The sequence below is a fragment of the Arthrobacter sp. SLBN-100 genome, assembly GCF_006715305.1.
GTDB lineage: Bacteria > Actinomycetota > Actinomycetes > Actinomycetales > Micrococcaceae > Arthrobacter.
In genome coordinates this window covers 1,348,551-1,372,694 of sequence record NZ_VFMY01000001.1, presented here as the reverse complement: position 1 = coordinate 1,372,694, position 24,144 = coordinate 1,348,551, and the positions used below count along the sequence as shown (strand labels likewise).

The 24,144-nt window shown below is 64.4% G+C and carries 19 protein-coding genes; 13 read left to right on the top strand and 6 right to left on the bottom strand.

Annotated features, from left to right (window positions below; translation table 11 throughout):
- Nucleotides 1-206 precede the first annotated feature (206 nt).
- From FBY31_RS06345 to FBY31_RS06320, 6 genes are all read left to right on the top strand, one after another.
- A complete protein-coding gene (locus FBY31_RS06345) occupies nucleotides 207-1,844 on the top strand; it encodes an ABC transporter substrate-binding protein (protein WP_142038253.1) in 1,638 nt (545 codons plus the stop codon).
- A 95-nt stretch (nucleotides 1,845-1,939) separates the two neighbouring features.
- A complete protein-coding gene (locus FBY31_RS06340) occupies nucleotides 1,940-3,022 on the top strand; it encodes an ABC transporter permease (protein WP_142038250.1) in 1,083 nt (360 codons plus the stop codon).
- Nucleotides 3,022-4,017, top strand: coding sequence for an ABC transporter permease (locus tag FBY31_RS06335; RefSeq protein ID WP_142038248.1), 996 nt, complete (start codon nucleotides 3,022-3,024; stop codon nucleotides 4,015-4,017). Before FBY31_RS06340 ends, FBY31_RS06335 begins: the two co-directional genes overlap by 1 nt.
- Nucleotides 4,014-5,729 carry an ABC transporter ATP-binding protein gene (locus tag FBY31_RS06330; RefSeq protein ID WP_142038245.1) on the top strand — a complete coding sequence of 572 codons (1,716 nt, stop codon included), beginning with the start codon at nucleotides 4,014-4,016 and terminating at the stop codon, nucleotides 5,727-5,729. The genes FBY31_RS06335 and FBY31_RS06330 overlap by 4 nt, the downstream gene beginning before the upstream one ends.
- 135 nt (nucleotides 5,730-5,864) lie before the next feature.
- A complete protein-coding gene (locus FBY31_RS06325; RefSeq protein ID WP_142038242.1) occupies nucleotides 5,865-6,272 on the top strand; it encodes a chorismate mutase in 408 nt (135 codons plus the stop codon).
- Nucleotides 6,269-7,336, top strand: a complete 1,068-nt coding sequence (locus tag FBY31_RS06320) for a hypothetical protein (RefSeq protein ID WP_142038239.1) — start codon at nucleotides 6,269-6,271, stop codon at nucleotides 7,334-7,336. The genes FBY31_RS06325 and FBY31_RS06320 overlap by 4 nt, the downstream gene beginning before the upstream one ends.
- A 4-nt stretch (nucleotides 7,337-7,340) precedes the next feature.
- On the opposite strand, the gene FBY31_RS06315 is transcribed toward FBY31_RS06320, so the two are convergent.
- Genes FBY31_RS06315 through FBY31_RS06290 form a run of 6 tightly spaced genes read right to left on the bottom strand, consistent with a single transcriptional unit; the run spans nucleotide 7,341 to nucleotide 13,564 of the window.
- Nucleotides 7,341-8,054, bottom strand: coding sequence for a DUF4166 domain-containing protein (locus FBY31_RS06315; protein ID WP_142038236.1), 714 nt, complete (start codon nucleotides 8,052-8,054; stop codon nucleotides 7,341-7,343).
- 46 nt (nucleotides 8,055-8,100) lie between these two features.
- A complete protein-coding gene (locus tag FBY31_RS06310; RefSeq protein ID WP_142038234.1) occupies nucleotides 8,101-9,393 on the bottom strand; it encodes a DUF58 domain-containing protein in 1,293 nt (430 codons plus the stop codon).
- The gene (locus FBY31_RS06305; RefSeq protein ID WP_142038231.1) at nucleotides 9,393-10,418 is read right to left on the bottom strand and encodes an AAA family ATPase; all 1,026 of its coding nucleotides are present in this window, start codon (nucleotides 10,416-10,418) and stop codon (nucleotides 9,393-9,395) included. Before FBY31_RS06305 ends, FBY31_RS06310 begins: the two co-directional genes overlap by 1 nt.
- On the bottom strand, nucleotides 10,415-11,614 hold the full coding sequence (locus FBY31_RS06300; RefSeq protein ID WP_235012950.1) for a DUF4350 domain-containing protein: 1,200 nt from the start codon (nucleotides 11,612-11,614) through the stop codon (nucleotides 10,415-10,417). The genes FBY31_RS06305 and FBY31_RS06300 overlap by 4 nt, the downstream gene beginning before the upstream one ends.
- Nucleotides 11,611-12,258, bottom strand: a complete 648-nt coding sequence (locus tag FBY31_RS06295) for a DUF4129 domain-containing protein (RefSeq protein WP_142038229.1) — start codon at nucleotides 12,256-12,258, stop codon at nucleotides 11,611-11,613. Before FBY31_RS06295 ends, FBY31_RS06300 begins: the two co-directional genes overlap by 4 nt.
- Nucleotides 12,248-13,564, bottom strand: a complete 1,317-nt coding sequence (locus tag FBY31_RS06290) for a DUF7847 domain-containing protein (RefSeq protein ID WP_235012949.1) — start codon at nucleotides 13,562-13,564, stop codon at nucleotides 12,248-12,250. The genes FBY31_RS06295 and FBY31_RS06290 overlap by 11 nt, the downstream gene beginning before the upstream one ends.
- A gap of 183 nt (nucleotides 13,565-13,747) precedes the next feature.
- On the opposite strand from FBY31_RS06290, the gene mtrA reads away from it, so the two are divergent.
- The 7 genes from mtrA (at nucleotide 13,748) to secA (ending at nucleotide 23,974) form a co-directional block, all read left to right on the top strand.
- On the top strand, nucleotides 13,748-14,422 hold the full coding sequence (gene mtrA / locus FBY31_RS06285; RefSeq protein ID WP_142038226.1) for an MtrAB system response regulator MtrA: 675 nt from the start codon (nucleotides 13,748-13,750) through the stop codon (nucleotides 14,420-14,422).
- A gap of 127 nt (nucleotides 14,423-14,549) precedes the next feature.
- Nucleotides 14,550-16,307, top strand: a complete 1,758-nt coding sequence (gene mtrB, locus FBY31_RS06280) for an MtrAB system histidine kinase MtrB (protein ID WP_235012948.1) — start codon at nucleotides 14,550-14,552, stop codon at nucleotides 16,305-16,307.
- Nucleotides 16,304-18,022: an LpqB family beta-propeller domain-containing protein gene (locus tag FBY31_RS06275; protein ID WP_142038223.1), complete on the top strand. Its 1,719-nt coding sequence runs from the start codon at nucleotides 16,304-16,306 to the stop codon at nucleotides 18,020-18,022. The genes mtrB and FBY31_RS06275 overlap by 4 nt, the downstream gene beginning before the upstream one ends.
- An 82-nt stretch (nucleotides 18,023-18,104) precedes the next feature.
- A complete protein-coding gene (locus FBY31_RS06270) occupies nucleotides 18,105-19,022 on the top strand; it encodes a ComF family protein (protein ID WP_235012947.1) in 918 nt (305 codons plus the stop codon).
- Between the two features lie 144 nt (nucleotides 19,023-19,166).
- Entirely contained in the window at nucleotides 19,167-19,892 is a 726-nt protein-coding gene (gene hpf, locus FBY31_RS06265; protein WP_142038218.1) for a ribosome hibernation-promoting factor, HPF/YfiA family, read from the top strand.
- Nucleotides 19,893-19,924: 32 nt separating this feature from the next.
- The gene (locus FBY31_RS06260) at nucleotides 19,925-21,136 is read left to right on the top strand and encodes a winged helix-turn-helix domain-containing protein (protein WP_142038215.1); all 1,212 of its coding nucleotides are present in this window, start codon (nucleotides 19,925-19,927) and stop codon (nucleotides 21,134-21,136) included.
- A gap of 99 nt (nucleotides 21,137-21,235) precedes the next feature.
- A complete protein-coding gene (secA, locus tag FBY31_RS06255; protein WP_142038213.1) occupies nucleotides 21,236-23,974 on the top strand; it encodes a preprotein translocase subunit SecA in 2,739 nt (912 codons plus the stop codon).
- Nucleotides 23,975-24,144: the final 170 nt, after the last annotated feature.

Below are 24,144 nucleotides of genomic sequence, written 5' to 3'. Positions count from 1 at the left end.
CGTTTTTTTGTTGTCCTCCGGCCCCCTCCGGAGCAAAGTACAGGCTGTACTGCCGCAAGATAAATTTTGTGTCTCGACTCACAAAATCGGCCGTCCTGAGGGTGGACTCTCTGATTGAATCGAGGCATCAGCACAAACGGCTCCCGTCCCAGCAAATATCCACCAGCGGCGGGCACGCGCGTACTCATCGAACAGAAAGTTCACAGATGACGAAGAGCAATACAGCTTTGCGGAGCGCAATCGCGCTCGCAGGCGTTTCCGCCCTCGCACTGACGGCCTGCACGGGCCCGTCAGGCGGCGGCAGCAGCACAGAATCGGCGAATGGAAGCAGCAGCGTCATTGCGTACGGCACCACCGACAAGGTCACGGCCCTGGACCCTGCGGGCTCGTACGACAACGGTTCGTTCATGGTGATGAACCAGATCTACTCTTTCCTGATGAATTCCAAGCCTGGTGGCGCGGAACCTGTGCCCGACCTGGCCGAATCGGGCTCCTTTACTAAACCCACGGAGTTCACGGTCAAGATGAAGAGCGACCTCAAATGGGCCAACGGACACGTACTGGACTCCAAAGACGTCAAGTTCTCGTTCGACCGCCAGATCAAGATTGCTGATCCCAACGGCCCCGCATCACTGCTGACCAACATCGAGTCCATCGCCACGCCGGATCCCACCACAGTGGTATTCACGCTCAAGCAGGCCAATGATCAAACGTTCTCGCAGATCCTGCAGAGTCCCGCCGGGCCTATCGTGGACGACGAAGTCTTCCCGGCGGACAAACTCCTCAGTGACGAGGAAATTGTCAAGGCCAAGCCGTTCTACGGCCAGTACGTCATCGACTCCTACAACAAGAACACGCTGGTCAGCCTGACGGCTTGGCCCGATTACAAAGGTGTCCTGGGCAAGCCAGCCAACGGCGGGGCCACCATCAAGTACTACACGGACCAGACCAACATGAAGTTGGAGGTCAAGGGTGGGCAAATCGACGTAGCCAACCGCAGCCTCAGCGCCACAGATATCGATGACCTCAAAAAAGACTCCAACGTCAAGGTCAACATCGGCCCCGGTGGCGAGATGCGCTACATCGTCTTCAACTTCGACACGATGCCGTTCGGCGCGAAGACTCCCGAAGCAGATCCAAAAAAGGCGCTGGCAGTTCGTCAAGCCGTAGCAAACCTGGTGGACCGCCAGGCCATTTCTGACCAGGTATACAAGGGCACCTACCTGCCCATGTGGTCCAACGTTCCCTCCGGCTTCCTTGGTGCCAACGAGTCCTTCAAGCAGGCTTACGGGGACGGTACCGGCAAGCCCAGCCTGGACAAGGCCAAGACCGCCATGTCCGACGCCGGAATCACCAGCCCGGTTAACATCAAGCTGCAATACAACCCGGACCACTACGGCAAGTCCTCAGGTGACGAGTACGCCATGGTCAAGGACCAGTTGGAGAAGAGCGGCCTCTTCACAGTAGATCTGCAGTCCACGGAGTGGGTCACCTACAACGCCGCGTCGAAGAAGGACAGCTACCCCGTCTACCAGCTCGGCTGGTTCCCGGACTTCAGCGACCCGGACAACTACCTGACGCCGTTCTTCCCCAAGGGCGGTTACATCAACAACCACTACTCCAACCCGGACGTTGAAGCATTGATTGGCAAGCAGCTTGTCACCGCGGACAAGTCCGAGCGTGAGAAGACCATCCAGGACATCCAGAACCAGTTGGCCAAGGATATCTCCACCCTGCCGCTGCTTCAGGGCGCGCAGGTTGCCGTTTCAGGGACCAGGGTTAACGGCGTGGATTCCACGTTGGACGCATCCTTCAAGTTCCGGCTAGGCACCGTTTCCAAGTAATCACCCACACACCAGCATAGGAGGCGGGGCCCCAGCGGTCCTGCCTCCTAACTGTTGGCCCCAAACTCGTCGTTTTCATACCAAGCAGGGACAGCATGGCCACAATGATCGATGCGCCGCCGCCAACGGTTGCGCCCGCCAAATCAAAATCCGCGGGAGGTGGCCTTGGGAGATACATCCTGATCCGCTTCCTGCTCATTTTCCCGACGATCTTCATCCTCGTCACCCTGGTTTTCTTTCTCATGCGGATCACCGGTGATCCCATCACTGCAGCCCAGGGCGGACGCCTGCCGCAGGAGCAGATTGACGCGCTGATTCACCAGGCCGGATACGACCGGAACCTATTCATTCAGTACATCGAGTACCTCGGCAACATCGCCACGGGTAACTTTGGCAGGACCATTTCAGACGGGCGGCCCGTCATTGAGATGCTTGCTACTTTTGGCGCAGCCACGCTGGAATTGAGCATCAACGCCTTACTGGTGGCGCTGCTCGTGGGGATTCCACTTGGGATGTTCGCCGCCCACAAACGCGACAAGGTTCCGGACGCCTTCCTGCGCCTGTTCGCCATCCTCTGCTATGCCACCCCCGTCTTTTTTGCAGGTCTGCTGCTGAAGCTGGTTTTTTCTGTGGGCCTGGGCTGGTTCCCGGTTGCAGGCCGCGCTTCCACCACAACGGAACTGGCGATGGGCCGGCTGGCAGCACCCACTGGCATCTACTGGCTGGACGCCCTGCGGAGCAGTGATCTGGCGGCGTTTGGCGACATCGTCCATCACGCAGTCCTGCCCGCCGTCGCACTGGGTTTGCTGACAGCCGGCGTCTTCCTCCGCCTGGTCCGAACGAATGTGATCGGCACGCTGGGCAAGGATTATGTTGAGGCAGGCCGGTCCCGTGGAGTCAGCGAATACCGGCTTGTCACCAAGCACGCCTATAAACCGGCCCTGATCCCCATCATCACAGTCATGGGTTTGCAGATCGCCCTCATGCTCGGCGGTGCAGTGCTGACCGAGACCACTTTTGAGTGGAAAGGCCTCGGGTATCAACTGGCGCAGTACCTAACCGCACGGGACTTCGTGGCCGTCCAAGGCATCGTGATGCTGCTGGCTGTCATCGTGGCCGTCACCAATTTCGTGGTGGACATTGCCGCCGCCCTGATTGATCCGCGGGTGAGGTACTGATGAAGACGGAGGCCCTGCCCCATCCCAAGAAGCCGTTGCTTGACCGCCTTCCGGTCGCATCCCACATCCGCCAAAGTGTCGGCGTGCAGCGCACGATGCTCCTCATCGGCGTCGTGCTTTGCGTCATCTTTGTGGTGGCCGCAGTTTTTGCGCCGCTGCTGGCGCCCTTTGGATACTCCCAGATATCCGATGACGCAGGCTCATTCCCGGCCCAGGCCGAACCCGGTGGCAAGCATCCATGGGGCACAACTGTTGGCGGCTACGACGTCCTGTCCCGCGTTATTTGGGGATCGCAGACGGCCGCGGCGGTGCTTGTGGCTGCCGTGTTGATGTCCATCTTCCTCGGGGTATTTCTCGGACTTGTCAGCGGCTACGTCGGCGGCTGGCTGGACCGGGTTCTGGTGGTGATCGCAGACGCGATTTACGCTTTTCCGACCCTCCTTGTGGCGATCGTTATGTCAATTGCGATAAACAGGGGCCAGTCCGGATTCTGGGGCGGAATCATCGCCTGCGGGTTAGCGATCACGGCAGTGTTTGTCCCACAGTATTTCCGGGTGATTCGTGCTGAAACAATCCGGCTCAAGGCTGAGCCGTTCGTTGAGTCGGCTCAGGTTGTTGGCGCATCGAGTGCAAGGATCATCGGCCGGCATATATTGGCCAATGCCACCAGGACCCTGCCTCTGCTCTTCACGCTCAACGCCTCCGAGGCCATCCTCACCTTGGCAGGCCTGGGCTTCCTGGGCTTTGGCATCGAGCCAAGCTCCGCAGCCGAATGGGGGTTTGATCTGAACAAGGCACTTTCCGATGCATCCTCCGGTATCTGGTGGACTGGCGTGTTCCCCGGCTCAGCCATCGTGCTGACGGTGGTGGGGCTGACCCTGGTGGGCGAGAGCATCAACGACCTGAACGATCCGCGGCTCCGGGGCCGTAAACGCGCCGGCGGCAGCTCCCCGGTGGGTACCGCGGCCATCGCAGAGGAAGTGAGGAACTCATGACCGTCCATATCGATCCATCGGCGGGCCACGAGGCCGGCGCCGGCCATCCGGTCCTCGACATCGACCACCTCAAGGTCACTTTCGCCACCGACGCTGGTGATGTCCATGCCGTGAAGGATGTCAGCCTCGAAGTCAGGAAGGGCGAAGTGCTGGCGATTGTGGGGGAGTCGGGGTCTGGCAAAACGGTCACCGCCAAAACCATCCTGGGCCTGCTTCCCGAGACCGCCACCAGCTCGGGCACCGTGCTGATCAACGGGGCCAACGTGATCAGCGTCAGCGCCTCGCGCCTGCGCCAGATCCGCGGCCGCGACGTTGCCATGGTCTTCCAGGAACCGTCCACAGCACTGAACCCGGTGTTCACGGTGGGCTGGCAAATCGCCGAAGGCATCAGGGCCCACGCGGGCAGCGACGGCGGACGAAGGGTTTCCGCGAAGGAAGCGAAATCCCGCGCCATCGAAGCGCTGCGCAAAGTAGGCATCCCCGATCCCGAGCACCGCGTCAACTACTACCCCCACCAGTTCTCCGGGGGTCAGAAGCAACGGGTGGTCATCGCAGCGGCACTGGCACTGAACCCCGGCCTGATCGTGGCGGACGAACCTACCACGGCCCTGGATGTCACAGTCCAGGCCGAGATCCTCGAGTTGCTCCGGGACCTGCGCGACAAGTACGGCACGTCCATTGTGCTGATCACACACAACATGGGCGTGGTGGCAGACCTCGCCGACCGTGTGCTGGTGATGTACCAGGGCGACGTGGTTGAAGAAGCGCCGGCGCGGACGCTGTTTGCTGAACCCCGGCAGGACTACACACGGAAGCTCCTCGCCGCGGTGCCTCACCTGGGGCACAATTCTGCGTCCGCGGGACTGACCCGCCGGGCCCACCAGGAAGAGGAAGTACTGGTGGAAGCCAAAAACCTGACCATCGAGTACCCCGGCAGGCTGGGAACACCTGCATTCAAGGCCGTGGACGGGGTGAGTTTCACCCTGTCCCGGGGAGAGGTCTTCGGACTGGTGGGGGAATCCGGGTCCGGGAAGACCACCATCGGCCGGGCCATCGCCGGCCTGAACCGGACCACGGGCGGCAGCCTCCGGGTGCTGGGGTACGAAATGCGCAATTTGCGGGAGCGGACCTTCAAGCCGCTCCGGAAGGACATAGGCTTCGTTTTCCAGGACCCCGCCGCGTCCTTCAACCCGCAACTGACCATCGGGGAATGCATCGCCGAACCCATGGTGGTTCACACCAGGCCGAGCCCGGCGCAGGCGCGCAAACGCGTGGGTGAGCTGCTTGAGTCAGTCCAGCTGCCGGCGTCGTATGCGGGACGGTACCCGCACGAACTGTCCGGCGGGCAGCGCCAACGTGCCTCGTTGGCGCGGGCCCTGAGCCTTAATCCGCGGCTGCTGATAGCTGACGAGCCGACGTCGGCACTGGACGTTTCAGTGCAGGCGAAGGTTCTGGAGCTGTTCAGGGACATCCAGCAGGAGTTTGGCTTCGCCTGCCTGTTCATCAGCCACGACCTGGCGGTGGTGGACATCCTGTCCCAGTGGGTGGGCGTGCTGTACAAGGGCAAGCTGGTGGAACAGGGCATCGGCAGCCAGGTCATGGGAAACCCGCAGCACGACTACACGCGGCGGCTCATCGCATCCGTGCCGGTACCCGACCCGCAGGAACAGGCGAGGCGGCGGGAAGAAAACAGGGCACTGCTCGGTATTTGACGGGCCACTGTCCTCAGCCGGATCCGCTGACTCAACGCAGGCAGCGGACGCCGGGGCCAACGCCGGTGCCGGCGCAATGCCGGCACCGGCGCTTAACGGCCGGTTGATTCCTTCGGCTGCCCATAGACTTGAACCATGACGCAGCACAACCTTCACGCTCCTGACTCCGACGACTACGATCCCTCAGCCAGCTCCTTGGCCGGCCAGGTGGACAAGTCGGTGATGGCTGAACTGCTGTCCATCCGTTCCAGCATCGATAACATCGACGCCACGCTGGTCTACCTCCTGGCCGAGCGCTTCAAGGCAACCCAGAAAGTGGGGTTCCTCAAGGCCGCCCACCGCCTCCCGGCCGGCGACCCCGGCCGCGAGGCGGCACAGATTGCCAGGCTCCGGAGGCTCGCGGAAGACGCACACCTGGACCCCGCCTTCGCGGAGAAGTTCCTGAATTTCATCATCGGTGAGGTCATCCGGCATCACGAGGCGATTGCCGAAGACCACGAGGCCGCGGCGGGACAGCACCCCCAGGCATCAGCTCTCGCGTGACGGAGCAACGGCGCGACGCCGGTTCCAGGCCTGCGGAGGTTCCGGCACCGCCGCGGGAGGTAACTGCCACCGGCCTCGGCTCCTGGCCGGGGGAGGACCCTGTGGAAGCGACCAAAATAATCCGGGGTGAGCTGGGAAGCCCGCACCTTCCGTTCCTTGCCGAACTGCCGGACCGTGGCGTTGGTTCAGATGCCCTGGGACGTACAGCCACCTTGCTGGAAGAACTTTCCGTCGACGTCCAGCCTTACGGTTGGCGCCTTGTGGACCGGCCCGGCAAGGACTTCCGCCGCGCTGCCTCCGCCTTAGCCACCGACATCAACATCCTGGCCGATGTAGCCGGGGCCGAGGACAATCCCGCTGCCGGGATCAAAGTGCAGCTGGTGGGGCCGCTCAGCCTGGCGGCCGGCCTTCACCTGCACAACGGTGAGCGCGCCTTGATCGACTATGGTGCCCGGCGGGACCTCGCCGCCTCACTCGCTGCCGGTGTGGGCCGCTACCTCTCCCGGGTCGCGGCAGCCGTTCCCGGTGCCCGGCTCGTGGTCCAGGTTGATGAGCCCGATATTGCGGCGGTACTGGCCGGCACGATTCCCACCTCCAGCGGCTACCGCACTCTTCGGGCGGTCCCGCCCGCTGAGGCGCGGGAATCCTGGCGGGTGGTGGTCGACGCATTACGCGCTGCCGGTGCCGCGGAGATCGTGATCTCCGTTCCCGAGATCGAGGCCCCGTTCGAACAGATCCTGGCCGCCGGAGCGGACGGTATTGCCGTGCCGCTGAGAGGGTTGACCACCCGGCAGTGGGAGCAGTTGGCCGCGGCGGTGGAATCAGAAAAGTGCCTTTGGATCGGGGCCCTGGATGCGGCGGGGGACTCCCTGCCCAGGGTGGCGGACTGCGTGGAAGCGGTATGGCGTCCATGGCGGCAACTGGGCCTTCCCGCGAGCGCGCTCAGCACAGTTCGCGTCACGCCCTCTGTGGGGCTGGCCGGCGGGACCCCCGCTAAGGCCACCGCCGCCCTAGGCCGCCTCACCCAGCTGGCCGACGGACTGAACCAGGTGGCGCAGGGCTAGGGCGTCATACCCGGTTCTCCCAGCGGTCCGGCTGCGCGTACCGCGGCAGGAAGCTCTGCGCGGAGCTTCCACCGGTGTAGCGGCGCAGCCTGTAGTCAAAGCTGCCGGCGTAGACCAGGACCAGGCCGATCTGGGGCTGGATCACCTTGACCTGGATGCGGTGCTTGCCATTGCTTCCTTCGGCCGGGTCCCACCACTGCTCCGCATAGGCCTTCGCATCCAGGATGGCGGGAAGGGGAATGCGGAGGGGGCCAAGAAAAAGCCTCGAGGCTTCGGACACCCCGCGCAGCCGTCCCTCCGCTGTGACGCTCAGGTTCAGGTCCGTGACCAAGCGCCGGTACCGGCCGACATAGTCAACCAGCTGGGGTGCCCCGTTCCGGCGGGTCTCGCTGGTGGTGTCCTGGAAGATCCGCGTTCGTCCGGGAAACCGGATTTCGCGGCGGGCCGTCAGGCTGGAGCGGCCAAAGGGATCCTGATGTGCGTGGTTCTCAATCCGGAATGGGATGTTCTCGCCGTACTCCGGAAAGAACGCTTCCTCACCGGCGGTGAGCCGCAGCAGGGGACGCAGCCAGTCCTGCCGGCAGCCCACCACGTCGAAGGTCCCTTCGCCCACACCGTACTGGCCGGAGCCTGGCGAGAGCGCAAAGTACTCCTGCAGTTCGGGCTGCAACCGGACGTAGTCCGCCCCGAGGGCCTGCTGGTAAATGGGAATGTTCATAGAGGTACCTCCTCGTATTGGGGGCGGACAGCGGTTGGCTGGACTTTCACAATCTACCTGCCGCCTTGAGCCTGATGTACATGTCAGCCAGCCGGGGCGGCAGCTCCTGCGGCTCTGCGTCCACCACCTCCACACCGTGCTGGCGAAGCTCTGCCGTCACTGCTGCCCGCTGCAGGAGCGAGCGTTCGGCAGCGGCGGCCCGGAAGACACCGGAGGCATCGTCACGCTCCTGCAGCATCCGGCCGAGCTGGGGGTCCCGCACCGCTGCCACCACCACAACATGCTGACGGCTCAGTTGCGCTGCGGTGGGAATCAGGCCTTCCTCGGGTGCGCCGCCTTCCAGCGAAGTCAGCAGCACCACCAGGGACCGGTGCGCGGATACGGCGCGTACCTGCGCCGGGATCGCCTGCCAGTCCAGTTCGATGAGTTCGGCTTCCAGCGGTGCCATGGCCTGGACCAGTTGGCCGAGGAGATTCCCTTGACCCGCTGATCCGGCCCTGGCCCGGGTTCGCCGGTCGAAAGCGAGGAAATCGACCCTGTCCCCGCCCCGTTCGGCGAGGACACCCAAAAGTAGGGCGGCTTCCATCCCGGTGTCCAGCCGGGGCTCGTCACCGATCCTTGCCGCGGACGTCCGGGATGTATCGAGGAGCATGACAACCCGGCGGTCGCGTTCAGGCCGCCAGGTGCGGACCACCATCGCAGAGCGTCGGGCTGTTGCACGCCAGTCGATGGACCGGACGTCGTCGCCGCGGACGTAATCACGCAGGGAGTCGAACTCCGTGCCGGCACCCCTGATCTGCACGGCAGCCTTGCCGTCCAGTTCGCGCAGCTTCCGCAGCTTGGATGGCAGGTGCCGCCGGGAGTGGAAGGGAGGCAGGACCCGCAGCAGCCCGGGGCAGTCGATGGTCCGCTGGCGGGCCGCGAGCAGTAGCGGTCCGAAGCTGCGAATGGTGACGTGCGGGGCCTTGAGGTCTCCGCGCCGGACCGGCCGCAGGCGCACCGTGGCCCGCCGGCTTTCGCCGGCCGGAACGTCGAGTTCCTGTACCGGATTCCCTGCTCCGGCAGACGGCTGCCATGCATCCCGGAGGGTTCCGCGCAACCGCCGCCCGCCGTCGTTGGTGATGGTGAGCACGGACTCTGCGGTCCCATGCAAGGTCACATTGCCAGGCGCCCGGCGCACGATCCGGATCCGGCGCGGCGGGCTGGCCAGGACCAGGTCAACGGCTGCCAGAGCCGCCAGGCTGCCGGCCACGAGGAAGACTGTTCCCCAGCCGGGCAGCAGCAGGACCGGCAGCAGGCCCACCAGCACCAGCAGCACGAAACGTCCGGAGATGGCCATCAGCGAGGTACTGGAACGGAAGCCAGGATGCTGCCCAGCACGTCATCCACCCGGACCCCGTCCATCTGTGCTTCCGGCTGAAGCGTCACCCGGTGCCGCAGGCAGGGCAGTGCCAGGACCTTGACGTCGTCAGGGGTGACATAGCTCCTTCCCGACAGCCAGGCCCAGGAGCGGGACGTGTTCAACAGCGCCGTGGCACCTCGGGGCGAAACACCGAGTTGGAACGACGGTGCGGAACGGGTGGCCCGCACCAGGTCCACGATGTAGGCGATGATCTCGGGTTCCACTGCCACGGTGGCCACCGCCTGCCGGGCGCGCTCCAGATCGGCAGCGCCTGCCACGGCACGGACGCCGGCGGCCCCAAGGTCGCGGGGGTCAAAGCCTGCGGCGTGCCGCCGGATGACCTCGATCTCGTCGCGGCGTTCCGGCAGCGGCATGGTGAGCTTCAGCAGGAACCGGTCCAACTGTGCCTCCGGGAGCGGATAGGTTCCCTCGTACTCCACCGGGTTCTGGGTGGCGGCCACGAGAAACGGTGAGGGCAGCGGGCGGGAGGCACCGTCCACCGAGACCTGCCGCTCCTCCATGGCCTCAAGCAGTGATGCCTGCGTCTTGGGCGGCGTGCGGTTGATCTCGTCAGCCAGCAGGAGGTTGGTGAACACGGGCCCCTCGCGGAACGAGAATTCCGAGGTGTGCGAGTCGTAAACCAGGGATCCGGTGACGTCGCCCGGCATCAGGTCGGGAGTGAATTGCACCCTCTTGGTGTCAAGGCTCAGGGCGGCGGACAATGAGCGCACCAGCAGGGTCTTGGCCACACCGGGCACACCTTCCAGCAGTACATGCCCCTGCGACAGCAGGGCGATCAGCAGGCCCGTGACCGTGGCGTCCTGACCCACCACGGCCTTCGCCACCTCATGGCGCACGTCCAGGAGGGCTTGCCGGGCGGAATCATGTCCAGCCGAATCATGTCCAGCCGAATCATGCCCAGTGGAATCAAGGACCCGGGGGCCGCTGCCATGTTCGCTCATCGGCTACTGATCTCTTTCTCTAGGGTGTTCAGTTCCCGCGCCCAGGCCACCAGCCGTGCCTCGGTGCGCGGATGTTCTTCAAGGAGCTGCTTGATGTCGTGGGAAGGCCGGGCCAGGAACCGGGCCGCGGCTTCCGCAGCTTCGTCGGCGGTGGCGGCCGGACCAAGGCGGAGTTTCCTGGCCAGCCGCACCAGTGTCCCGGCGCGCAGGTTGTCCCGTGCCTGTTCGATGGCGTGCGCGTCCTGATACAGCCGCGCCCTTCCCTCCGCCGTTTCCACTGCCTTGACCACCACAGGCAGCGGCTCGAACACCAGCGGTCCATGCCGCCGGCCCCGCCATACGATGGCCGCCAGTGCCACCAGGGCAAGCCACGGCCCAATAAAGCGCGACCAGTCCGGTGCGAGCTCAGTGAGTGTTTGCGGGGAACCCGTGGTGTCCATGTCCTCAACGGACGGGAGGTACCAGACCAGGTCCGGCGAGCTGCCGAGCGTCCGGATCGCGAGTGCCGCGTTGCCCAGTTCGTCGAGCCTTTCGTTGCTGAGCACCGCGGTACTGCCCAGCACGGTGACGCGGCCATCGCCGCTGACGGCCAGCAGCCCGGCGGCCGAGCCGGCGGGCCGGTAACAGGACGTCCCGCCGTCGTACACGAAGCCCGACTCCCCGGTGACCTGGCCGGCCGCCACTGCATCCGGCAGGGAACAACCGGGCTCCAAAACCGGCGAAGATTCGGGCACCACACCTGCCTGCCTGATGCCGCTGTCCAGTGCGGCAAGAGCCTGCAGCCGGGGCGAAACCACCACGACCCGCCGGGCCATGTCTGCCAGCCCGCGCAGGCGGGCATCGTCGAGGAAACCGTTCTCGTCGTAGAGCAGGAGGGTGGGGGAGCCGCCGTCCTCCAAGGCAGCCATGGCTGCCTCATAGCTGGTGACGTCGGTGACCTTAACGCCGTGCCGGCCGAGGATCTCGCTGACCGCCCGTGCCCCCTCCGGCTCCGGGTTATGGACGGACAGGGGAACGCCGTCCCCCTTCGGAGCCAATTGCCCCCAGATGACCAGGCCCAACGCGGCGGCCACCAGTGCCGCCAGGGCAGTCATGCCGCGGTGCCGCCGAAGCCAGCGGAACGGATTCCTTTCTGCCGCAGTGTTGGTGTCTCCACTGTTTTCCCCTACTGCGGCTCCATGAAGCGCATTGGTCATGGCAGCACCGCGCTGTCCTGCACTGTGTCCTGCCGTAAGGGCTTCCCGGCCTCGAGAACGGTGTCGAGCCTCGTCATTGCCTCATAGTCACGGCTGCCGGCGGCCCAGTTTCCGTAGCGGACTGCGTCGAAGGTCCTGGCCGCATCGTGCAGCCGTGCTGCTTCCGCAGGAAAGGGCCGGGACAGGGCCAGGGCGGCTTCGTCGGCGGTCCGGCCCGGCTGGGGTTCCAGCACGATGCGGGCTTCCGCGGAACGGACCAGTGCGCGGAAGCGGTCGACGACGGCGTCCCCCCACTTCCCGGCCACGGCTGAAGCATCTGCGCGCTGCCGGTAGTCCGAGGCAGTGAGTTCACTGTCCGGTTCGAAGACTTCCTTGGCCTGCCGGGCTCCAGGGTTAAGGCGGGGCCGGGCCAGGATCACGGCCACGGCGATGACCAAGGCAATCACCATCCCAATGACCGGGCTTGGCACCGGTGCATCGGCTCCCGGCGGGCCGTCCAAGGACTGCAGCCAGTCCAGGAGACTTCGCCAGAGCGAGTCGAGCCAGCCAGGCCCAGCTTCCCGGTATTCGGATTTGGCCAGTTCCTCTGCGGCCCAGCGGCGGGCTTCCTCCGCCCCGGGCAGCACAGGCGGTTCAGCGGACATCCGGCCAAATCCCGGGCTGGCCGGTTCCGGGGACGCGTCCGGGCCCCGATGCAGCCATGCCGCGGCCCGGGATGCCCTCCGGATCCGCCCCGGTTTCCAGCTGGCGGAGCAGTGCGATGTCCAGGCCGTCCTTGCGCATCCGGAGATCCATGTAGATGAGGGCCATCACGGAGGTCTGGAAGGCGTAACCGACGGCCCCTACGAGGGCACCCACGATGGCAGTGGCCACCCCTACTGCAACCGCCACCATGATGTCCTGCTCACTGCCCGCGTGCGGTGACAGGAAACCGGAAAGGAACGTGGGCAGCAGGCTCACCGGGATCATGACCACCTGCCCGATGATTCCCACCATGATGCCCACCACCAGGGTGATACCGAAGATGCGCCACCAGTTGGCGCGGGTCAGCGACCACGAGCGGCGCAAGGCATCAAACGCCCCCAGCTCTTCGATGACGACGGCGGCGGGCGCCACCATCAGTTTGATATAGATCCAGGTCAGCAAGGCGACAACGGCGGGAATCATGGGGATGAGGATCAGGATGCCCGCACGTTCCATGGTGGAAATCACCGCGACGGCCAGGCCTGCGGGCAGGAGGAACGCGAGCAGGCCGGCCAGCATCATCAACGCCGCCAGGCGGACAAGCGTCCAGGCCCGGGAACGTGCCAGGATCCACATCTGCCGGAATCCCGTGGGACGGTTGAGGATGGAACGTGCCACCGGCACCACCATGGCTCCCTGGAGGACAGCCGAGATAAAGAGGGTCAGGATTCCAACCAGCAGGACGGCGGCCAGGAATCCCAGGCCGAGTGAGGCGAGGTCAGCCGGGCTGGCGCTCTCTGCCCAGGCTTCGATGGAGACCATCGAGGTTGCCGTCACGGCCGTGATCACAGCGCCAAGGATCGCAGCGAGTGACTGCGCGAGGACCGAGGCACCGAGCATCGCTTTGGCGTTCCGCCGGATGGTCTGGAAAGAGCCGTCCAGGATCTCACCGAACATCAGGGGGCGAAGCGGGACGATCCCCGGTTTAGGCGGCGCCACGTAGCGGGGCTGGCCGTAGGGGGAGCCCGGGTATGGACGCTGGGGTAAGTCCCAGTGCTGTTGCCGTTGCTGCTGCCCCCATTCTGGCGGCCCGCCCCAGACAGGTTGCTGGCCCCATTGAGGCTGCTGGCCCGGGTGAGGCTGCTGGCCCGGCTGGGGTTGCTGGCCCCATTGAGGCTGCTGGCCCCATTCGGGCTGCCTGCCTCGCTGAGGCTGCTGCCCGCCCGTACCCTGGGGCCGCTCCGCGCCCGGATCCTGTTCTGACACCTGTGTTCCTTCCCCCTGCACCAGTGCCTCTGCAGCCAGGCCGGGGCCGCGACAGAACGGTGGGCACCGGAACCTCCGGCAATGCTCCCAGCCTATAGTTCGGCGGGCATGGCTACCTAGCGTTCCGCCATGCCGCAACGTCCTGAACAGGACAAAGCCTGCCTGATAAGGGAATATATAACTATGAAGGCACGCATTCTGGTGGTAGACGATGACGAAGCGCTGGCCGAAATGATCGGAATTGTTCTTCGCAATGACGGCTTCGAACCAGTCTTCTGCGGTGATGGCGCCAAGGCGCTCGACGTTTTCCGTTCATCCAGGCCGGACCTTGTCCTGTTGGACCTTATGCTTCCCGGAGTGGATGGCATCGAGGTCTGCCGGCAGATCCGCGCTGAGTCGGACGTGCCCATCGTGATGCTGACGGCCAAGTCGGACACATCCGACGTCGTCCGCGGGCTTGAATCCGGCGCCGACGACTACGTGCCCAAGCCGTTCAAACCCGCCGAACTCGTGGCTCGCGTCCGCGCCCGGCTGCGTCCAGGGGACCAGAAGGCGCCCGAAACCCTTAAGATCGCCGACGTTACCATCGACGTCGCGGGTCACACGGTGAGCCGGGGCAACGAGCGGATTTCCCTGACGCCCCTGGAATTCGATCTCCTGGTGGCCCTTGCCCGTAAACCGTGGCAGGTGTTCACGCGTGAGCTGCTTCTTGAGCAGGTCTGGGGCTACCGCCACGCCGCCGACACGCGGCTCGTCAATGTCCATGTCCAGCGCCTCCGGTCCAAAATCGAGCAGGACCCGGAAGCTCCGGAAGTTGTCCTAACGGTGCGTGGTGTCGGCTACAAAGCAGGGGCCTGACCCCGCAGTTCCCCACGGGGGACCTGGAAACGAGCCCGCCACGGGAAGTCCTGCCGAACCCGCAGGGGCGCCCCGCCGGCCTGAACATCACAATGCTCCGGAACATACCGGTGCCCGCACTGCAGGCTTGCAGCGGCTTTCCTTCCTGGCCAGGATCTGGCAACGCCGTGCCCTGATTGTCAGCCTGCGCGTCGCCCGCCTGGTGTGGACCGGGTTCCGAAAATTCCTCCCGGCTCTCCGCTATATAGGGCGGGCGCTGCAGCAGCGGTGGCGCCGGTCGCTGCAGTTCCGCACGGTCCTTACCACCCTGCTCCTGGCCGTCACCTCCTTTGCCGTGGTGGGCGCCTATCTTTCGAACCAGATCGCCAACAACCTCTTCCAGGAGCGGCTGACCCAGGCGGAGTCCGAGACACGCTACAACGTCAAGCAGGTGCAGGACACCTTCGACGGCGCCCAGGTCACCGACCAGTCCAGCGTCATCACCCTGGTGTACGACACACTTAATGCCGTGGAGGGCCGCGGCTCCGTGATTCAGCGGAGATACGTCTTTGAGGCCATGCCTGAACAGACGAAGCCGCGGAACCGCTGGGTGGAATCACGGGCTTCAGACCAGCTCACTGTCAGCGTTATCCCGCCGGAACTGCGCAAGGCCGTCCAGGAATCCGGGAAGGACCAGTACTGGGCCTCAACCGTCATCCCGGTAGGCACCGAGGACCGTCCGGGTATCGCCGTCGGTAACAAGGTGACGTTCAACGGCACGGTTTACGAGCTGTACCTGATCTACGACCTCAACACCGCGCAGCAGACCCTCAACGAAATTCAAAGCGTCCTGTGGGCCGGCGGCGCGGTGCTGGTGCTGATGATCGGCGCCATCGCCTGGTACGTCACACACAATGTGGTCAGCCCGGTCAGCCACGCCGCGATGGTCTCCGAAAAACTCGCCTCCGGCCAGTTGCAGGAGCGGATGGTGGTCCGGGGTGAGGACGAGGTGGCACGCCTTGGTGCCTCCTTTAACCACATGGCAGCCAGCCTCCAGGAGCAGATCACCCAGCTGGCCACGCTGTCCCAGATGCAGCAGCGCTTCGTGTCCGACGTCTCGCATGAACTGAGGACACCGCTGACCACCGTCCGCATGGCCGCCGAAGTGCTGTACGACGCGCGGGATGATTTTGACCCCATCAACAAGCGTTCTGCAGAACTCCTGTATAACCAGGTGGAGCGGTTCCAGTCCCTTCTTTCGGACCTGCTGGAAATCTCCCGCTTCGACGCCGGCGTTGCCGTGCTCGACGCCGAGCCGGAAGACATTTTGCAGGTGGTGGCCCATGTGATCGAAGGCGCAGCGCCCGTCGCCGCCGAATACGGCTCCGAGATCATACTCCGCGCCCCCGCCGATGCCATCATCGCCGACATGGACGCCCGAAGGATCGACCGCATCCTGCGGAACCTCATACTCAACGCCGTGGAACACGGAGAAGGGAAGCCGGTGACGGTCACAGTGGCAGCCAGCCAGACCGCCGTCGGGATCGCCGTCCGGGACCACGGGATCGGCATGACTCCGGCCGAGGCAGCACGCGTCTTCGACAGATTCTGGCGGGCAGACCCTGCCCGCGCCCGCACCACCGGAGGCAGCGGCCTCGGGCTCTCCATTGCGATGGAGGACACCAAGCTCCACAACGGGTGGCTGCAGGCGTGGGGCAAAAAGGGCAGCGGTGCGAACTTCCGGCTGACGCTGCCCCTGCGCCAGGGGGAAGAGATCGACAAGTCGCCCGTACAGCTGGAACCGGAGGACATCACCATCCCTGGCGAAACAGATAACAGGAACATGCTGGTCCTTGAGGCCGGCACTCCACTTGCTCCGGCCTCAGGCTCGAAGGAGACCCCATGACGGGCCGCACCATGCCCCGGGCCAGGCTGGCGGCTTCATTGCTGGTGGTCCTGCTCGCCCTGCTGACCGGCTGCGCCCGGATTCCCACCGCCGGGCCGGTGGGCAAGAGCAGTGAGAGCAGCGCGGGGAACCTCAGTGCACCGGTATTCCTGCCGGCAGCGCCGCAGCCCGGCGCGTCACCGGAAACGATCATCGACTACTTCTACCGTGCCGGCAGCGGCTATGAGGACGACTACGCTGTCGCGCGCCAGTATTTGACGCAAGCTTCCTCCGTCTCGTGGAAGCCGGACCAGCGTGCCCTCGTTTACCGGGAAGCCAAGGTAGTCGCCGGCGAGGCCGAGAATGTCTACAACTACGAACTCGACGTCGCCTACACCGTCGATGCTGACGGGATAGCAACCCAGTCGCCGGAGGGGACCATCGAAAAAATCCCCGTCACTGTCACCAAAGTGGACGGGGAATGGCGGATTTCTGCCCTCCCGGACGGGACAGCCATCGCCGAAGAAACGTTTAAGGTGATCTACGGCGCGTACCCCATCTACTTCTACGACCCCACGTTTACGTACGCGGTCCCGGACGTGCGCTGGTTTATCAAGAACAAGACCGTAAAGGCGATGACCAGTGCGCTGCTCGCAGGGCCTGCGCCATACCTCCGCGGCGCCGTGGCCAGCGCCTTTCCCTCAGGCATCAAACTGGCCCGGGAATCGGTGCCAGTTGTCTCCGGGGCGGCGCAAGTGGACCTGACCGCCAAGGAACTGACTGAAACTTCCCCCGAAGACCGGCTGCGGATGCAGATGCAGCTGACATTGACCTTCCGCAGCCAGCCGGACGTAGTTAACGTTGAGCTGCGCGCCAACCAGGACCTGGTCCGCGTCGAGGACAACGGCTCGGTCCTGCCGCCGGTAGTGGACAGGAGCGTGCCGTCACACCAGATTGCGGTGAGCGGCAACGAGCTGGTCCGGTATGAGAACAACAGGATTTCGCCGCTGCCGGACATGCAGCCGGTGTCCTCGCTCACACCGCGGTTCCCCGCAGAATCGCCGGTATCGCAGACCGCAGCCTTCCTCAACGACAGCCGGACCACCCTGTACAGCATCAATCCCGGCCAACCTGCAAGGGCGCTGACCACACGAAGCGCCCTGACCCGCCCCTCCTTCGGCCTTAACGGCTGGCTGTGGTCAGCGGGACCGGGAGCCGCGGGGGGAACTGAAGTTGTTGCGTTCCGGCCCGCCGGCGTGGCGGAGGGGGCCACTGTACCCGCGGTCACGCTGACGCCGGCCTGGCTGGCAGGGCGGACGGTCAAGGACTTTCGGATCTCTCGTGAGGGAGTCCGCGCGCTGGTGATTTCCGAACAAAACGGCAAGACCCGTGTGCAGGTAACCGGCATCATCAGGGGCGTCGACGGGACGCCCCGCGAGCTCACACCACCCATTAGCCTGGCCATCGAAAGCGGGCCGGACCAGGGGGTGTGGGTCAGCGATACCACCGTTGCAGTGATGAAGGGGGGCGCGGGTTCGAACGTCACACCGGAGCTGCTCTCGCTTACGTCGGGTCAGCCGCAGCAGCTGGCCCCATGGCCGGGGCTCGTGGCCCTCAGCGCGGGCAACGGCCCGGAGGAAATCTACGCCCAGTCGGCGGAGGGGGTCTTCCAGCGGCTGGGCAACGGCTGGTCGCCGCAGATCAAGGGACCCCTCGACCCGTCGTTCCCCGGCTGAACCTGGACTTCTTTGTCGATCCTGTCCACATAGGCGTTTGATGGTGTGTCCCCAAGGGGCGGCCGGGCAGATGCTTGACCCCGTGAGCAACAGATTTAGGGCGCGGGCGCCAAGGATTGTCCGGGCCGATCCGGACCTCGTCCCGTCGCCGGAGCGGCCTGCCAGGCACCGGTCCGATCACCAGAACGCGTTACTCCGCCTGGCGGACCAGGCCGCGGGCGCAGCCGGGGATCTTCTCGCCCTGGCGGTTCCAGTGGATTGCGTGTGCTGCGGAGCAGAAGACCGGGCGCTATGCATTCCGTGCGGCCGCAACATCCGCCGGCTGACGCACAAGCCCTTCCGGGCCGAGCAAGGAGCTCCTGCCCTGATGGACGTCGGTGGGACGGTGTTGTTGCCGGTGGTGGCTGCCAGCGTCTACAGGGAGGAACTGGCACAGGCCCTCCTTTCTTTCAAACGGCACGGCCAACACCAGCTCGGGAACAGCCTGGGCCGGGCGCTCGCCGCTGCCGTCCGCGCAGCAACGGACGGCACGGAGGGGGTCTGCCTGGTCCCCGTGCCCACCAGCAACGCCGCGTTCCTGAAGCGTGGCTTCAGCCCCGTCCACCTGCTCTTGCGGACGGTGTCACGGCAGCTGCCGGAACTTCCCGTGGCGAACGTGCTGGAAAAGAGCAGAACCGGTGTTCTGCAGCTGCCCGGAGGCCAAAAAGGCTTGGACCGCGGCGGCCGTGCCCGGCGCGTGCGGGGGTCCATGCGTGTCCACCGGCGTGCGCGGAAAGGGCTGGCCGGACGCCGCTGCATCATTGTCGACGACGTCCTCACCACCGGCGCGACACTCTCGGAAGCGGCCCGGGCGCTGCACCTGGCAGGCGCCGTCGTGATCGGCGCGGTGGTCCTCGCCGCGACACGGCCACCGGACTCTGCAGGCTCCGGCCCCGCATCCGCTGAAGCCCGCGGAGAGGGGCATGACTTAGAAAAAAATAAACCAGGAAAGGATGAATAACGGATGGCTATGAACTAACGTCGGTGGTGGGTACCAAGAACAGAATGTACCTGTCGATGGCAGCTCGGAAAGGGGCTTGACTGTCAAACAGATCGGCCCAGCGAAGTGCTGCCGTCGTGTCACCGAAGTCATTTGGAGGGCACCATGGAGTTTATGATCAGCGGACGAAATCTGACAGTTTCAGACCGGTTCCGCGAATATGCCGGGGAGAAGATCTCGAAAATTGAGTCGCTGGGGGACAAGGTCCAGCGAGTCGATGCGAAAGTTTCAAAGGAGACCAACTCACGGCAAACCGGCGACCAGCTGACTGTCGAAGTGACAGTGCTGGGCAGGGGACCGGTGATCCGTGCCGAAGCAAGTGCCGCTGACAAGTTCGCTGCTTTCGACCTCGCATACAATAAGCTGCTCGAGCGCCTCCGCCGCGCCAAGGACCGCAAGAAGGTCCATCACGGACGCCACACACCAAAAGCTGTCCGCGAAGCCACCGCCGCGCTGGAACCAGCCAGCGCCCACGAACCGATTTATGTCGAGGCGAGCCATCGCGACGAAGTTGCCCCGGCCCCCGCAGAGAAGTCTCCCTATGACGTCGATAACGACATTCCGGCCGGCAATTCCCCGGTCCTGATCCGGCGCAAGGTCTTCCCGGCCGCCTCGCTTTCGCTCGACGATGCCGTGGACAACATGGAACTTGTCGGCCACGATTTCTACCTTTTCGTCGATAAGGCCACGAATACACCGTCTGTCGTATACCGGCGCCGCGGTTGGACCTACGGGGTTATCACCCTGGACCACGAATGCGAACCGGGCGAGACCTTGGTTGAAGAAAAAATTCTCGCGTACCGTTCTGACGACGCAGCAGCCAACGCCTAGGGTGGTAAACACCATCCACAGAGAGGACTGACGTGCCGACGCTGAGCCTGGACCAGGCCCGGCGGATCGCTTTGGCAGCACAAGGACTCAACAAAGGACGGCCCACCGGCCCCGTGACATCACGGACGGTGGGCCGGACCTTTGCCCGGCTCCAGCTTGTCCAGATCGATTCCGTCAACGTCCTCGCCCGCAGCCACTTCCTCCCTTTCTTCTCCCGGCTCGGCAACTACGACCGCAGCATCCTCCAGCGGATGTCAGCCAGCCACCCGCGGCGCATGGTGGAGTACTGGGCCCACGAAGCCAGCTACATCCGGCCCCAGCACTTCGCCGATCTCCGCCTGTGGCAGAAACGTTCCTGGGTTGGCGCCCACAGCATGGACCCCGCCCTGCGCGCCACCATCTCCGCCAGGATCATGGAAACGCTCGCGACGGCACGGCCTCTGACCGCCGCCCAGATTGCGGACAGGATCGGCCATGCCGAGGAAAAGCAGAACGCGAACTGGGGCTGGAACTGGAGCGCGGTCAAGCGGGTACTGGAGCACCTCTTCGAGGAGGGCCTTGTTTCGGCGGCTTCCAGGACCGAGCAGTTTGAGCGGCGGTATACGCTCACCACGCGGGTGCTTCCCGATCTGCACGTTGCGGAACCAGGTCAACGCGACCCCGTACCGGCCCTTCACCGGTTGATCGATGCTGCCGCGCAAGCCCACGGCATCGGCACCGTGCGGTGTTTCGCCGACTACTTCCGCACCCCCGTCAAGGCCGCGGCGGCATCAGTGCAGCATCTGGTGGAGTCCGGCAGGCTGGAGCCTGTCACTGTGGTGGGGTGGAACCGTGAACTGTTCCTGCACGCTGAGGCCAGGCTGCCACGGAGTGCGACAGGCCGGGCCCTGCTGAGCCCGTTCGACTCCCTGGTCTTTGAACGGCGCCGGCTTGAGGAACTGTTCGGCTTCCACTACCGGATCGAGATCTACACGCCGGAACACAAAAGGCGGTACGGATACTACGTCCTTCCCTTCCTCCTGCGCGACCGGATCGTGGCGCGGGTGGACCTGAAAGCTGACCGCGGAGGCGGGAAACTGCTTGCCAGGTCCGCCTTTGCCGAGCCTGGCGCCCCGCTGGACACCGCCGTCGAACTCGCCGCGGAGCTTCGGTTGATGGCCGACTGGCTGGGCCTGCCGGGCGTGGAAGTCTGCCCGCGGGGCGATCTCGCCGGGGAGCTCGCCCAGGCTGTGGGCCGCGGATAGGCCGTTCTCCGCTCTGAGGGAAAACAAGTAGCGGTCCGGTGTCTCTCCCGTAGACTAAAAACGCCAGAATTCGGCGGCAAAGACTGGGAGCATCTTCACGTGGCATCACTTATCGAAAAACTTCTCCGCACGGGTGACAAAAAAACCCTCCGGCAACTGCGGAACTATGCCGACTCCATCAATGCCTTGGAAGATTCGTTCAAGACCTTCACCGATGCCGAACTCCGCGAGGAAACGGACCGGCTGCGTGAACGCCACCAGGACGGCGAGAAGCTTGACGACCTGCTTCCGGAGGCCTTTGCCGCAGTCCGGGAAGCATCCTCACGCACCTTGGGCATGCGCCACTTCGATGTCCAGCTGATGGGTGGCGCCGCACTGCACCTGGGCAACATCGCGGAAATGAAGACCGGTGAAGGCAAGACGCTGGTGGCAACTGCTCCTGCCTACCTCAATGCGCTCACCGGCAACGGTGTCCACGTCGTCACGGTGAACGACTACCTGGCTGAATACCAGTCCGACCTCATGGGCCGCGTGTACCGTTTCCTTGGCCTTACCAGCGGCTGCATCCTTTCAAACCAGGATCCCTCCGTCCGGCGCCAGCAGTACGCCGCCGACATCACGTACGGCACCAACAATGAATTCGGTTTCGACTACCTCCGCGACAACATGGCGTGGGACAAAGCCGAACTGGTCCAGCGCGGGCACCACTTCGCCATTGTTGACGAAGTGGACTCCATCCTCATTGACGAGGCACGCACACCGCTGATCATTTCCGGGCCGGCCCAGGGCGACACCAACCGTTGGTACAGCGAATTCGCGAAGGTTGTCCTGCGGCTCCAGGTTGAAAAGGACTACGAGGTCGACGAGAAAAAGCGCACGGTCGGCGTCCTGGAAAGCGGCATCGAAAAGGTTGAGGACTACCTCGGGATCCAGAACCTGTACGAATCCGCCAACACGCCACTGATCGGGTTCCTCAACAACGCCATCAAGGCCAAGGAACTGTTCAAGCGGGACAAGGACTACGTCATCCTCGACGGCGAGGTCCTGATCGTTGACGAGCATACGGGACGTATCCTCGCCGGCCGGCGCTACAACGAGGGCATGCACCAGGCCATCGAGGCCAAAGAAGGCGTTGAGATCAAGGCCGAGAACCAGACCCTGGCCACGGTGACGCTGCAGAATTACTTCCGTATGTACAACAAGCTCTCCGGCATGACCGGTACTGCCGAGACCGAAGCAGCGGAATTTATGGGCACCTACAAGCTCGGAGTGGTGCCCATCCCCACCAACCGGGACATGCAGCGGATCGACCAGGCGGACCTCGTTTTCAAGAACGAGACCGTCAAGTTCGACGCCGTGGTCAAGGACATCGCCGAGCGGCACGAAAAAGGCCAGCCGGTGCTCGTGGGTACCACCAGTGTCGAGAAGAGCGAATACCTGTCCCGGCTCCTTGCCAAGGAAGGAATCCGCCACGAGGTCCTGAACGCGAAGAACCATGCGCGGGAAGCTGCCATCGTGGCCCAGGCAGGCCGCAAGGGCGCAGTCACTGTTGCCACCAACATGGCCGGCCGCGGTACCGATATCATGCTCGGCGGCAACGCCGAATTCACTGCCGTGGCCGAGTTGGCGAAGCGCGGCCTCGACCCGGAAGAGAACTCGGAGGAGTACGAGTCTGCCTGGCCTGGAGCCCTCGAAGCTGCAAAGCAGTCCGTCAAGGACGAACACGAGGAAGTACTGAACTTGGGCGGCCTGTACGTGCTGGGCACCGAACGGCACGAATCCCGCCGCATCGACAACCAGCTCCGCGGCCGTTCCGGCCGCCAGGGCGACCCGGGCGAGTCCAGGTTCTATCTTTCGCTTACCGACGACCTCATGCGCCTCTTCAACTCCGGCGCCGCGGAACGCTTGATGAACAGCTCCGTGCCGGACGATGTCGCACTGGAGTCCAAGCTTGTCTCGCGTGCGATCGCTTCGGCCCAGGGCCAGGTGGAGGGCCGCAACGCCGAGCAGCGTAAGAACGTCCTGAAGTACGACGACGTCCTCAACCGCCAGCGCGAGGCCATCTACAGTGACCGTCGGCGGATCCTCGAGGGCGACGACCTGCACGAAAAGGTGCAGTTCTTCGTGGAGGACAGCATCACCGCGCTCATCGACGCAGCGACGGCGGAAGGCAACGGCGACGACTGGGAGTTGCACCAGCTCTGGACCAACCTTAAAACGCTGTACCCGGTCAGTGTCACCCCGGAGGAGATCATCGAGGAAGCCGGCGGAAAGTCCAGGCTCACCGTGGAGATGCTGAAGGAAGAGTTGCTGTCCGACGCCCGTCTGGTCTACCAGGCCCGGGAAGAGACGATCGGCTCCGAGAGCATGCGCGAGCTGGAGCGCCGGGTAGTCCTGTCAGTCATCGGGCGTAAATGGCAGGAACACCTTTATGAGATGGATTACCTCAAGGAAGGCATCGGCCTGCGTGCCATGGCCCAGCGCGACCCACTCGTTGAGTACCAGCGTGAGGGCTTCGCCATGTTCCAGAGCATGATGGAAGCCATCCGCGAGGAAAGCGTAGGGTTCCTCTTCAACCTTGAAGTGGAAGTCACCCCTGCCCAGGATGTCGTTGTTGCGGACGCCCTGGGCGGGCACACGGAGCACGTTGAGCCCCAGGTGCGGGCTGCCGGCCTGGAAGCGCCGGCGCAGCCGGCCCAGCTGCAGTACACCGCCCCAAGCGAAAGCGGCGGAACGCAGACCAGGGTGGAGACGCGGCAGTCCGGCCGTTCCGGAAACCCGGCCAAGGCAGCAGCTCAAGATGCCGCGAAGCGTCCTGCAAAGAAGAAGAAGCGCTGACCGCACGCTGGGTAAGCTGGCGAAAGGATAAGGAACTGCTCCCCGAAAGTTGGACCGAAAATTCGGTCCTGACTTACGGGGAGCAGTTTCATGTTTAAGTGCTGCCGACGGGAATGCCGTCGGCGTCGGCATTCCATGGCGAGAAGTGGTTGAAGGGGTGAACGGCGTTC